We start from the raw sequence: 13,272 nt of genomic DNA, 5'->3' as shown, positions 1-13,272 counted from the left end.
AAAAAGCCGTGCCCCGCAGCTGCGGGACACGGCTTCCGGAATTCGGGCGGAAGGGTCAGGCGTATTGGGCGACCAGGCTCTTCGGGCGGATGTCCGTCCAGTTCAGCTCCACGTACGCGAGGGCGTCCGCGCGCGTCCCCGTACCCCAGACGGTGTCCCAGCCTGCGGGAACCTCGGCGAAGTCGGGCCACAGGGCGTGCTGGCCCTCGGCGTTGACCACGACGCGGAACGTGCCCTCGGTGTCGTCGAAAGGATTGGTCATGACAGGCTCCTCAGCTTTTCGGAAAGAATACGGCCGATCAGGGAAAGCGGTTCGGGTTCGCCCATTCTCGTGTGGGGGACCCCGATGAGGTGATTCTCCACGCGGCCTTCCACGTAGGGAATCCAGTGCTGTGCGAGGGTGTTCTCCGTTTCCCCGTCCTCCAGCGCCGCCAGGAAGAGCATGTCGGTGGCGACCGGACGCGGGGCGTACAGGTTCATGATTTCGGCGTGGTTGACGGAGGCGTCGATCACGGAGCGGATCTCGGCGTCCGAGAAGGCTCCGAGCACCGGGTCCTTCAGGCGCACCAGGCCGATCAGCGCGTCCACGTCGAAGGGGGCGTCGGCCGGCTCGTCGGTGGCGTCGCCGACGAGCATGTCCCGCTTCTGCGCCGGGGTCATCCGGCGCCGCACCGGCTCGGTGGGCAGCAGGTGCACGTCCATCATGGCCAGCAGGTCGGTGCGTTCCCCCAGCTCCGCCAGCCGCACGGCCAGCGCGTGGGCGACCGTGCCGCCGAAGGACCAGCCCAGGAAGCGGTACGGGCCGTGCGGCTGGACCTCGCGGATCAGCGGCAGGTAGTCCGCGACCATCTCCTCGACCGACGCGGGGGAGTGGCCCAGCTCGCTCAGCGCCCGGGCCTGGATCGCGTACAGCGGCTGGTCCGGGCCCAGGTGCCGGGTCAGGCCCGCGTACGGCCAGCCCACGCCGGTCCCGGGGTGCACGCAGAACAGGGGCGGCCGCGATCCGCGGGTGCTCAGCGGCAGCAGCACCCCCATCGGGTCGAAGCCGGTCGGCTCGTCGCGCAGCAGGCCCGCGACCGTCGGGGTGCGGAACAGGTCGCGCACCCCGCGCTCCAGGCCCAGTACGGTCCGCATCCGGCTGACCAGGCGCACTCCGAGGAGCGAATGCCCGCCCAGTCCGAAGAAGTTGTCGTCGATGCCGACCCCTTCCACGCCCAGGACCTCGGCGAACAGCCCGCACAGGACCTCCTCGCGCGGCGTCCGAGGGGGCCGGCCGGAGGGGCGTACGGCGACGGCGGGCGCGGGCAGCGCCTTGCGGTCCGGTTTGCCGTTCACCGTCAGCGGGATCGTGTCGAGCAGCACCGCCGCCGACGGCACCATGTGCTCGGGGAGTTCGCCCGCCGCCCAGCGCAGCAGCTCCTCGCCGGTCAGGCCGTGGCCGGCGCGCGGTACGGCGTACGCGACCAGCCGCTTGCCGCCCGGGCCGTCCTCGAAGACGACCACCGCGACCTGGCCGACGCCCGGATGGCGGGCCAGGGTCTCCTCGATCTCCCCGGGCTCGATCCGGAAGCCGCGGAGCTTGATCTGGCCGTCGGCCCGCCCGATGAACCGCAGTTCACCGTCCGGGGTCCAGTGCACCAGGTCGCCGGTACGGTACATCCGGCCGCCGTCCGCGCCGAACGGGTCGGCGACGAACCGCTCGGCGGTCAGCCCCGGCCGGCCGAGGTAGCCGCGCGCCACCTGGGTCCCGGCGATGTACATCTCGCCGGCCACCCCGATCGGCACCGGCCGCAGCCGCGCGTCCAGGACGTGCACCCGGGTGTTGTCCAGGGCCGCGCCCAGGTAGACGCCGGGGAGCGTGCGCTGCCCCGCCGGGATGCGCTGCTGGTGGGAGGCGAAGGTGGTCTCGGTGGGCCCGTAGGAGTGCACCAGGACCGTGTCGGGGCAGTGGTCCAGGACCCGTTGGAGGGCGCTGGGGGAGGCGACGTCGCCGCCGGTCCACACCTCGTCGAGGAGCTTGAGGGTGTCCAGGCCCTCGTCCGCCATGATGTGGAAGAGGCCCATGGTGAAGTAGGCGGCGCTGACGTCGTAGGTGCGGATGGTGTGGTCGAGCTCGGCGACGTCGGTGCCGTCCCCCGGCGCGATGACCAGCCCGCCGCCGTTCAGCAGCGGCACCCACAGCTCGTACGTCGAGGCGTCGAAGCCGATCGCCGAGTGGACCAGCATCCTGCGGTGGTGGGTCCGGTTCCAGCAGCGGTCCGTCACCAGCTCCACCACGTTGCGGTGGGTGACGCCGACGCCCTTGGGCCGGCCGGTGGAGCCGGAGGTGAACATCACGTACGTCAGGGCGTCCTCGCCGACGGCGACCCCCGGATCCGAGAGGTCGGGCAGCGCCCCTCCCGTCTCCGGCGCGTCCACGGCCAGCACGCGGACCCCGGCCAGCTCCTCCCGGCGCACCGCCTCCTTGCCGAGGTGCTCGCGCTGCGTCAGCAGGACCTCCGCCGCCACGTCCTCCATGATCATGCGGACCCGGGTGTCGGGCAGCCGCGGGTCCAGCGGCACGTACGCGGCCCCGCACTTGAGCACCGCCAGCAGGGACACCAGCAGCTGCGGGGTCCGGTCCATCAGGACGCCCACGGCCCCGTCCCGGCCCACGCCCGCCGCGAGCAGCCGGTGGGCGAGGGCGTTGGCCCGGCCGTCCAGCGCCGCGTAGGTGAGCGTCTCCTCCTCGTACGACACGGCGATCCGGCCCGGGGTGCGGCGGGCCTGCGCGGCGAACCGCTCGTGCACCAGCCCGCACCCGGCCCGCGGCGTCGCCGTGTCGTTGTACTCGGTGACCAGGCGGAACTCCTCCTCCGCGGAGAGGAGCCGGATGTCCCCGATGCGCTGACCGGGGTCCTCGGCCACCGCCCGCAGGGTGCGCGCCAGGTGCGCGGCCAGCTGCGCGGCGGTCGCCCCGTCGTAGAGGTCCGTCGCGTACTCCAGTACGCCGGCCAGCCCGGCCGGGGCCCCGTCCGCGGACCGCGACTCGCGTAGCGACACGGTCAGGTCGAACTTCGTGAACCCCGACGCCGAGCCGAGCGGGGTTCCCGCCAGGGCCGTCCCCGGCGGAGTCTGCGGTTCGGCCGGGTGGACCTGGACCACGGCCTGGACCAGCGGGTGGTGGGCGGTGGAGCGAACCGGGTTGAGCTGCTCCACGACCAGGTCGAACGGGAGGTCCTGATGGGCGTACGCGGCGAGGTCGGTGTCCCGCACCCGCTCCAGGAGTTCGTCGAACCGGGGGTCGCCGGAGGTGTCGCAGCGCAGGGCCAGGGTGTTCACGAAGAAGCCGACCAGGTCGTCCAGGGCCTCGTCGTCCCGCCCGGCGGTCACCGTGCCCAGCGGCAGGTCGGTACCGGCGCCGTGCCGGGTCAGGGTGGCCGCCAGGGCCGCCTGCACCACCATGAACAGGGTCGCGCCGTGGTCCAGCGCCAGGCGCTCCAGCCGGGCGTGCGTGGCGGCGTCCAGGTCCAGCGGGGTCGCGGCGCCCCGGTGCGAGGCCTCGGCGGGCCGGGTGCGGGCGGCGGTGAGCGAGAGCACCGGGGGCGCGTCGGCCAGCGTCCGCTTCCAGAAGGCGATGTGTCCGGCGGCGGCCTCGCCGTCGAGGGCGGCCCGTTCCCACAGGGTGTAGTCGGTGTACTGCACGGGCAGCGGCCGCCAGCCGGGGGCGCGGCCGTCCAGCCTGGCCCCGTAGGCGGTCGCCAGATCGGCCAGCAGCGGCCCCGTGGACCAGCCGTCGGCGGCGATGTGGTGCACGAGCAGCACCAGCACCTGCCCGCCGCCCCCGTCCGTGGCCGGGGCGCCCGCCTCCGCTGCGCCCGCGTCGGCAGCCGCCGCGTCCCGGGCGCCGGCGGCGTCCGCGACATCGATCAGCGCCGCCCGGAAGGGCAGTTCCGCCGACAGGTCGAAGACGTGCCCGGCCGCCGCGTCCACGGCCGCGTCGATCCGGTCCGGGCCGGTCGTGACCCGCTCCAGCACCGGCCGCGCCGCGTCCAGCACCCGCTGGTACGGCTGCCCGTCGACCGCCGGGTACACGGTGCGCAGCACCTCGTGCCGGTCGGCGACGTCGGCGAGGGCCTCGGCCAGCACGGCCGGGTCCAGCGGACGGTCCAGGCGCAGCGCGAAGGGGATGGTGTAGGAACGGCTCGGACCCTCCAGCTGGTCGACGAACCACAGCCGCCGCTGCGCGTACGACAGCGGAACCGGCTCCGGCCGCTCCGACGGCGGGACCGGGACCAGCGCGGCCCGCCCGGACGCGGCGCCGTCCCGCGTCAGCCGGACGGCCAGCCCGGCCGGAGTCGGGGCGAGGAACAGGTCGCGGATGCGCGCCTCCAGGCCGAGCACGGCCCGGATCCGGTTCACCAGCCGCACGCCCATCATGGAATGGCCGCCGACCGAGAAGAAGTTGTCGTCCGGCCCCACCCGGTCGATGCCGATCACCTCGGCGAACAGGGTGCGCAGCACGTCCTCGGCCGGGGAGCGCGGTGCGGGCGGCGCGGCCGCGGCCGCCGAGGCCGCCGCCTCGCGGGCCGCGGCGAGGCGGGCCCTGCGCTCCGCGATCCCCGCCCGTTCCGCCTCGCCGAGCAGGGGCCGTGCGGAGGGCGGCCCGCCGGGGTCGGCCGCCGCCCGCACGAGGGCGCGTACGAACACGTCCAGCAGCAGCTGCGCGGTGTCCCGGTCGAAGAGGTCCACCGCGTACTGCCACCACACCTCCAGCCCGCCTCCGGGCAGGACCACGCACGAGGCGCTCAGGTCGAACTTGGCCGCCTCCAGGCCGGTTTCGGCGAAGCGCCCGGTGAGTCCGCCGCCGAGGGAGAGGGCCCCGCCGTCCTCCTGCTCCTGCGCGGTCAGCATCACCTGGAAGAACGGGTTGACGGCGAGCGCGCGCTCCGGGGCCAGGTGCTCCACCAGCAGGTCGAACGGCAGCTCCTGGTGGGCGTACGCGGCCAGGTCGGCGTCCCGGGCCCGGTCCACCAGCTCCGCGTACGGGGCGTCGCCGGACACGTCGGTGCGCAGCACGAGGGTGTTCACGAAGAAGCCGACCAGGCCGTCCAGGGCCTCGTCCCCGCGCCCCGCGACCGGGGTGCCGATCGCGATGTCCGTTCCGGCGCCGACGGCGGCCAGCGCCTGCGCGAGGGCCGGCTGGAGCACCATCAGGAGGCTGGCCCCGCGCTCCTCGGCGAGGGCGGCGAGCCGGCCGAACGCCTCCGCGTCCAGCGTGGCGGTCAGGCTGTCCCCCCGCCCGGTCGGCTCGGCGGGCCGCGGCCGGTCGGCGGGCAGGTCCAGTACGGTCGGCATCCCCTCCAGGGCCGCCCGCCAGTGGTCGAGCGGGGCGTCCGGACGTTCCAGGAGCTCGTGCTGCCACAGCGTGTAGTCGGCGTACTGGACCGGCAGCGGCTCCCAGTCGGGTGCCCCGCCGGCCAGCCGGGCCGCGTACGCCTCGCCCAGGTCGCGCAGCAGCGGGCCCACCGACCAGCCGTCGGTGGCGATGTGGTGGGTGAGCAGCGCGAGGGTGGCGCTGCCGTCCCCGGTCGTGAACAGCCGGGCCCGGATCGGGAGCTGGACGGCCAGGTCGAAGGTGCCCGCGGTGAACTCGGCCACCAGGGAGTCGAGTTCGTCCGGCCGGCACTCCTGCACCGGCAGCGGGACCGGGGGCGCCGCCAGGACGTGCTGGTACGGCTCCGCGTCCACGGCCGGGTACACGGTGCGCAGCACCTCGTGCCGGTCCACGACGTCGGCGAGGGCGGCGGCCAGCGCGGCCCGGTCCGGGACCGCGTCCAGGCGCAGGATGAGCGGCAGGTTGTAGGTGGTCGACGGGCCCTCCAGCCCGGCCAGGAACCACAGCCGGCGCTGCGCGAAGGACAGCGGGATCCGGTCCTCGGCCGGCAGCACCGAACCGTCGAAGACCGCGTCGGCGGCGGCCGCCCGGACGGGCGCGCGCAGCAGCTTGCGGTCGATCTTGCCGGAGGAGGTGCGGGGCAGCGCGGCCAGCAGGGTCACGGTGGACGGCACGGCGGCGGCGGGCAGTTCGGCCCGGGCGCGGGCCCGCAGCTCATCGGCACCGACGCCGTCGTCGGCGACCACGAAGGCGGCCAGCCGCTTCGTCCCGTCCGGGGTCTCCAGGGGCACCACGGCCGCCTCGCGGACCCCGGGGTGCGCGGTGAGCACGGACTCCACGGAGGCGGGGTCCACCCGGTGGCCGTTGATCTTGACTTCGTCGTCGGCGCGCCCCCGGAAGCCCAGCTGCCCGTCGGGCCGTACGAACACCACGTCGCCGGTCCGGTACGCGCGCTCCGGGCCCAGCGCCGAGAAGCGCCGCCCGGTCAGCTCGGGCCGCCCGAGGTAGCCCAGGGCCAGGCCCCCGCCGAGCAGCCAGAGTTCGCCGTCGACCACGGCGGCCCGCACCCCCGGCAGCGGCTCGCCGATGGGCACCGGGCCGCCAGGGTGCCGGGACAGGTCGGCGACGGTCGCGACGACGGTGGCCTCGGTCGGCCCGTACGTGTTCAGCAGCCGCACCCGGTCGGGGTCCACGGCCCGGCACCACTGCGCCACCCGTTCCGGCAGCGCGGCCTCGCCGCCGATGACCACCGTGCGGACGGAGTCCGGGAGTTCGGCGACGCCGGCCGAGAGCGCGTGCGCCAGCTCGTGCCAGTAGGCGGTGGGCAGGTCCAGTACGGTCACCCCGTGCGCGGCGCATCCCGCCAGCAGGCCGGGCACGTCCAGCATCTCCTCGTCGCGCAGGATCAGCGCGGCGCCGGCGCCCAGGGTCAGGAAGACCTCCTCGACGCTCGCGTCGAAGTGCAGGGGGGCGAACTGCAGGACCCGGTCCTCGGCCGTGATCCCGTAGCGGACGGTCGCGCCGGCCGCGAAGTGGGCGAGCGCGTCCTGCCCGACGGCCACGCCGTTCGGGGTGCCGGTGGAACCGGAGGTGTAGATGACGTACGCGGTGTCCGCCGGCACACCGGGCCCGGGGAGCACGAACTCGCCGGCCACCGGCCGCACGTCCTGTCCGGCGCAGTCGGCCAGGATCGCCGCCGTACGGGAGGCCGGAGCGGCCGGGTCCAGCGGAAGGTAGGCGGCGCCGGTCCGCAGGGCGGCCAGCAGCCCCACGACCGCGTCGATCCCGCGCGGCCGGTACACGGCCACCAGCCGGCCGGGGCCCGCCCCCTCGGCCGCCAGCTCCTCGGCCCGGAACGCCACGGCGAGGGCCAGCTGGCCGTACGTCATCCTCCGCTCACCGTCGACCAGCGCGGTCCGCTCGGGACCGGCGGCGACCCGTGCGTCGATCCGGTCGAGCACGCGGGGCGCCGGGGTGATCGCCGGGCCGCCGTCCAGGACGGCGGAGGCGGTGGGGGCGGTCGAGGGCATCGCGGGGCCTCCAGGCGAGGGGTGGGGTGCGGAGGGGACTCCGTGACCCACACGCTAGGCACCCGGCCCGGCACCGGTCGGCAGTCCCCGCGGCAGCTTCCGCCGCACCCGGCTGCCGCACCCGGCTGCCGCCGCGGGGGAGGCGGGCGCGCGGGGGAGGCGGGCGCGACGGGGCCCGGGTCCGGGGGCACCCGCCCGTCCGGGGGCGCGGACGCGAAAAGGCCGTCCGCCCCGCGGTGACGCGGGACGGACGGCCTCCGGCCCGGCGGGGCCCGATCGGTACTCGGCGGGGCCCGGGCAGTACCGGCCAGGACCCCGGCGGTACCCGGCAGGGCCCGGCGGCACCCCGGTTCTCCCCGTCAGGAGCCGGCGGGGGCCGCCTACGGCTGGCGGACCCGGGAGCCCGCGCGCGTACGGCGGCGCAGCGCCGGGGGAGGCGTCGGCGGCGTCGGGGCCGCCGACGCCAGGAGCGCCGCCAGCCGGGCCGGGGTCGGGTGGCGGAACACCTCGCGCAGGGTGAGCTCGCGGCCCAGTTCCGCCTTGACCCGGTTCACCAGCCGCACCGCCAGCAGCGAATGCCCGCCGGACTTGAAGAAGTTGTCGTCCGGGCCGAGCCGGCCCCGCTCCAGCACCTCCGCGAACAGCCGCAGCACGGCCGCCGCCAACGCGTCGTCCCCACGGGAGCCGGCGGCGGAGGCCTCGGGCGGCGCGGCGGGCTCCGGGGCGGACGGCGCTCCCGACAGCAGCCGCACCGACGACGGGACCGCGTACTCCGGCAGCCGCTCGGCCGCCCACTCCTGCAGGGCCGCCACCCCGGCCTCCCCGGCCACCGTCGGCCGGTTCAGCACCTCGGCGACCAGCCGGCCGTCCACCACCCGGGCCCGGGCCCGGCCCACCGCCGGGTGCTCCGCCAGGACCGCCGCGACGTGGTCGAGGTCGATCCGGTAGCCGCCGACGACCGGACGTCCGCCCCGCCGGTCGGCGGGCGCCGGCAGGTCGCCGACGCGCTGCCCCGGGTCGGCGGCGAACAGCTCCAGCGCCGCGACCAGGAGCCCGGCCAGCCGCTGTGCGCCGGCCTCCCCGTACAGGTCGGTGGCGTACTCCAGCACCCCGGACAGGCCGCCGTCCGCGCGTTCCGTCAGGGCGAACGTCAGGTCCGCCTTGGCCGTGTCCGACCCGTACGGGAGCTCCGTACCCGCCAGCGGTCCCGCGCAGGTCCCGGCCCCGTCCGCCGGGTTCACCTGGAGCATCACCTGCACCAGCGGGTGGTGGGCCGCGGACCGGTGCGGGTTGAGGTGCTCCACCAGCCGGTCGAACGGCAGGTCCTGGTGCGCGTACGCCGCCAGATCGGCCTCCCGGACCCTTCCCACGAGCTCCTCGAACGTCGGGTCCCCGCCCGTGTCGGTGCGCAGGACCAGGGTGTTCACGAAGAAGCCCACCAGCCCCGACAGGGCGTCGTCGCCCCGCCCGGCCACCGTGGTGCCCAGCGCGAGGTCCGTGCCCGCGCCGACCCGCGTCAGGGCCGCGGCCAGCGCCGCCTGCACCACCATGAACAGGGTGGCCCCCTGCGCGTGCGCGATCCGGACCAGGCGCCGGTGCGCCTCCGGGGACACCGCGAACCCCGTCAGCGCGCCGCGCCCCGAGGGCTCGGCCGGCCGGTGCCGGTCCGTCGGCAGGTCGATCAGGGGCGCCAGCCCCGTCAGCGTCCGCTGCCAGAAGTCCAGTTCGGGACCGGACCCGGCGAGGAGCTCGCGCTGCCACAGCGTGTAGTCGGCGTACTGCACCGGCAGCGGCTGCCAGCCGGGCGCGTGCCCGTCCCGCCGGGTCCCGTAGGCCTCGGACAGGTCGGCGAGCAGGGTCCCGGTGGACCAGCCGTCGGCCGCGATGTGGTGCAGCAGCAGGACCAGCGTCTGCGGGCCCCCGCCGTCCGGCAGGAACAGCCAGGCCCGCAGCGGCAGGTCCCGCGTCAGGTCGAAGACGTGCCGGGCCGCCTCGTCCACGGCCGCCGCCACGTCGTCCGGGCGGGCCAGCTCCAGCTGCGGCCGGGCGCGCTCCAGCACCCGCTGGTACGGTTCGCCGCCCTCGGTCCCGTACACCGTGCGCAGCACCTCGTGCCGCTCCGCGACGTCCGCCAGCGCCTCGGTGAGCACGGCCGGGTCCAGCGGCCGGTCCAGCTGCCGCACCAACGCGATGTTGTACGCGGGGGAGGGCCCCTCCAGCTGGTCGACGAACCACAGCCGGCGCTGCGCGTACGACACCGGCAGCCGCTCGGGCCGCCGCGGCACTGCCGTCAGCGCGGGCCGGGAATCCGCGGAGGCCGTTCCCAGCCGCCGGTGCAGGGCCGTCGCCGTCGGAGCCAGGAACAGGTCCCGGATGCCGGCCTCCACGCCGAGCACGCTCCGGATCCGGTTGACGAGCTTGCTGGCCAGCAGCGAATGCCCGCCGGACTTGAAGAAGTTGGCGTCGGCGGCCATCCGCTCCCGCCCCAGCGCCTGTGCGAACAGCCCGCACAGGATCTCCTCCCGCGGCGAGAGCCCGGCCGCGGCCGACCCCGCCGGCGCCTGCGCCGCCGCGGCGGCCCCCGCGGCCGCGAGCTGCTCGCGGCGCTCCCGGCGCCGGGCCAGCTCCTGCTCCTGCTCTCCCGTCACCAGCGCCAGTTCGCCCAGCCGGGCCCCGGGGGAGTCCGCGAAGGCGCGCAGCGCCCGTACGTACACCTCCAGCAGCAGCCGCGCCGTCTCCCCGTCGAACAGGTCCTCGGCGTACTGCACGTGCACGTCCAGCCCGTCCGGGCCGCCGTCCGCGCCCCGCCGCTCGGCGCAGTGGAAGGCGAGGTCGAACTTCGCGGCGCCCAGGTCCGTGCTGGTGGCCCGCCCGGGGATGCCGCCGAGGCGCATCCGGTCGTCGGCCGCCTCCTGCACGGTCAGCATCACCTGGAAGAACGGGTGCTCGCCCAGGGCACGTCCCGGTTCGCCGAGCTTCTCCACCAGGACGTCGAAGGGCAGGTCCTGGTGGTCGAAGGCGGCCAGGTCGGCGTCCCGCACCCGTTCGACGAGCCGCCCGACCTCCGGGTCGCCGGACAGGTCGGTGCGCAGCACGAGGGAGTTGACGAAGCAGCCCACGAGATCGTGCAGGTCCTGGTCGGGGCGGCCCGCCACCGGGGTGCCGATGGCCAGGTCCTGCCCGGCGCCGGTCGCCGACAGGGCCGCGGACAGGGCCGCCCGCGCCACCATGAACAGGCTGGCGCGCCGGCCGCGGGCCAGCCCGAGCAGCGCCCGGTGCGCGACCGCGTCGAGGTCCGCCGACACCGTCACCGCCCGACCCGAGGGCTCGGCGGGGCGCGGCCGGTCCGCGGGCAGCGCCGTCCGGGCCGGCATTCCCTCCAGCGCCGTCCGCCAGAACCCCAGCAGCCGGTCCGGGTCCGCCAGCAGGTCGCGCTGCCACAGGGCGTAGTCCGCGTACTGCACCGGCAGCGCCCGCCACTGCGGCGCGCGGCCCGCGCACCGGGCCGCGTACGCCTCGTCCAGGTCCCGCAGCAGCGGCGCGATCGACCAGCCGTCGGTCGCGATGTGGTGCACCAGCAACGTCAGGACGCAGCCGCCGTCACCCGGCAGGAACAGCCGGGCCCGCAGCGGCGGCCGGGCGGCGAGGTCGAAGGGCTCCCGGGCGAATCGGGAGACCAGCGACTCCAGGGCGTCCGGGGCGCACGCTTCCACCTCCAGCGGTTCCCCGGCCGCGGGCAGCACCCGCTGGTACGGTTCGCCGCCCTCGGCCCCGTACACCGTGCGCAGCACCTCGTGCCGCTCCGCCACGTCCGCCAGCGCCCGGGTGAGCGCCGCCCGGTCCGGCTCCCGCTCCAGCCGCAGCACGAGGGGGGCGTTGTAGGTGGCCGACGGACCCTCGATCCGGTCCAGGAGCCACAGGGCGCGTTGCGCCGCCGACAGGGGCAGCAGCGGGGGTCGCGGCGCCGCGGGCGCCAGCGCCGGCCGGGCCGTCGCCGCGCCGCCCGGTGCGGCGGAGAGGCGCCGGTGCAGGGCGGTCGGCGTCGGGGCCAGGAACAGGTCGCGCATGCCCAGCTCCAGCCCGAGCGCGCCCCGGATCCGGTTGACGAGCTTCCCGGCCAGCAGCGAATGCCCGCCCGACTTGAAGAAGTTGGCGTCCGGGGCGACCGTCTCGCGGTTCAGCACCTCCGCGAACAGCCCGCACAGGATCTCCTCGCGCGGCGACAGGACGTCCCGCCGGACGGGCCCGGCGGCCTCCGGGGCGGTTCCGGCCCCGACCGGTACGGCCGCCCGGCGCCCGGCGAGCCCGCGCGCTTCCTCCGCGGTCACCAGCGCGAGTTCGCCGAGCCGCCGTTCCGGGCCGCCGGCGAAGCCCGCCAGGGCTCGTACGTACACCTCCAGCAGGAGCCGCGCCGTCGCCTCGTCGAAGAGGTCCACCGCGTACTGGAGGGCGATGTCGATCCCGTCCGGCCGCCCCTGCGGGGTGTGCCGTTCCGCGCAGTACCAGGTCAGGTCGAACTTGGCGGCGTCGAGCCCCACGTCCGCGAGCCGGCCGCCGATCCCGCCGCCCAGCTCCACCGGCGCGGCCGGCCCGCTGCCCGCGTCCACGGTCAGCATCACCTGGAAGAAAGGGTGGTGCCCCAGGGCCCGTTCCGGCGCGAGCCGCTCCACCAGCAGGTCGAAGGGGAGCTCCTGGTGCTCGTACGCCGCGAGGTCCGCCTCCCGGACCCGGTCCAGCAGCTCCCCGACCGCCGGGTCGCCCGACAGGTCGGTGCGCAGCGCCAGGGAGTTGACGAAGAACCCGACCAGGTCGTACAGGTCCTCGTCGGGCCGGCCCGCGACCGGCGCCCCGATCACCACGTCCTCGCCGGCCCCGGCGGCGGACAGCGCCGCCGCCAGCGCGGCCCGGGCCGCCATCGTCAGGCTGGCCCGCCGGCCCCGGGCCAGGGCGAGCAGCCCGCGGTGGCCCGCCGCGTCCAGCCGGGCCGTCACGGTGGCCCCCCGGCCCGAGGGCTCCGCGGGGCGCGGCCGGTCGGCGGGCAGGCCGATCAGGGCCGGGGCCCCGGCCAGGACGCCCCGCCAGTGCTCGGTCTGCTCGTGCGCCAGGCTCTCCGGGTCGGCGGGGTCGCCCAGCAGCTCGTGCTGCCACACGCCGTAGTCCGCGTACTGGACCGGCAGCGGCTCCTGCTCCGGGGCCCGGCCCGACAGCCGGGCCGTGTACGCCAGGGACAGGTCGCGCAGCAGGGGGCGTACGGACCAGCCGTCGGTGGCGACGTGGTGGATCAGCAGTACCAGTACCGAGGTCCCGTCACCCGGGAGCAACAGCCGGGCCCGCAGGGGCGGCTCGGCGGTGATGTCGATCGCCTGCCGGGTGAACGCGGTGACGGCCGCGTCCACTTCGCCCGGCGCGCACACCGCGCTGGTCAGCCCGGGGACGGCGGCCGCGGCCAGCACCCGCTGGTACGGCTCGGCGTCGGGCCCGGCCGGCAGGACGGTGCGCAGCACCTCGTGCCGCTCCACCACGTCGGCCAGCGCCTCGCGGAGGGCTCCGGCGTCGGGCTCCCCGTCCAGGTGCAGCACCACGGGGGCGTTGTACGCGGCCGACGGGCCGTGCAGCCGGCCCAGGAACCACAGCCGGCGCTGGGCGAACGACAACGGGATCTCGGTCATGTCCGTGACGGTCCTAACTGTCCTGGCGCGGGGGGGGGGGGGGGGGGGGGGGCCCGGCGGGGGGGGGGGGGGGGGGGGGGGGGGGGGGGGGGGGGGGCCGAGGCGGCATGGTCGGGAGGCGTTCGGCTCGCTAGCCTTCCCGGGGTGATGCGCGGGTGCACAGCGTGGTGCGGCCGCTCCGATCCGCAATCCCCTG

At 76.3% G+C, this 13,272-nt stretch carries 3 protein-coding genes; all 3 read right to left on the bottom strand.

From position 1 onward, the window contains the following. Nucleotides 1–55 precede the first annotated feature (55 nt). A complete protein-coding gene (locus ACZ6S8_RS33705; RefSeq protein WP_469461444.1) occupies nucleotides 56–262 on the bottom strand; it encodes an MbtH family protein in 207 nt (68 codons plus the stop codon). Next, nucleotides 259–7,407 carry an amino acid adenylation domain-containing protein gene (locus ACZ6S8_RS33700; protein ID WP_469461443.1) on the bottom strand — a complete coding sequence of 2,383 codons (7,149 nt, stop codon included), beginning with the start codon at nucleotides 7,405–7,407 and terminating at the stop codon, nucleotides 259–261. The genes ACZ6S8_RS33705 and ACZ6S8_RS33700 overlap by 4 nt, the downstream gene beginning before the upstream one ends. Nucleotides 7,408–7,787: 380 nt before the next feature. Further along, nucleotides 7,788–13,076, bottom strand: coding sequence for a condensation domain-containing protein (locus tag ACZ6S8_RS33695; RefSeq protein ID WP_469461441.1), 5,289 nt, complete (start codon nucleotides 13,074–13,076; stop codon nucleotides 7,788–7,790). Nucleotides 13,077–13,272 lie beyond the last annotated feature (196 nt).

The sequence above is a fragment of the Streptomyces sp. NPDC048461 genome (genome assembly GCF_055587105.1).
The sequence above is the reverse complement of the archived record's forward strand: the minus strand, read 5'-3'. Positions and strand labels throughout refer to the sequence as shown.

Coding starts and splice junctions, on each gene's coding strand:
- ACZ6S8_RS33695 (WP_469461441.1), bottom strand. CDS start 13,076: ATGACCGAGATCCCGTTGTCGTTCGCCCAGCGCCGGCTGTGGTTCCTG.
- ACZ6S8_RS33700 (WP_469461443.1), bottom strand. CDS start 7,407: ATGCCCTCGACCGCCCCCACCGCCTCCGCCGTCCTGGACGGCGGCCCG.
- ACZ6S8_RS33705 (WP_469461444.1), bottom strand. CDS start 262: ATGACCAATCCTTTCGACGACACCGAGGGCACGTTCCGCGTCGTGGTC.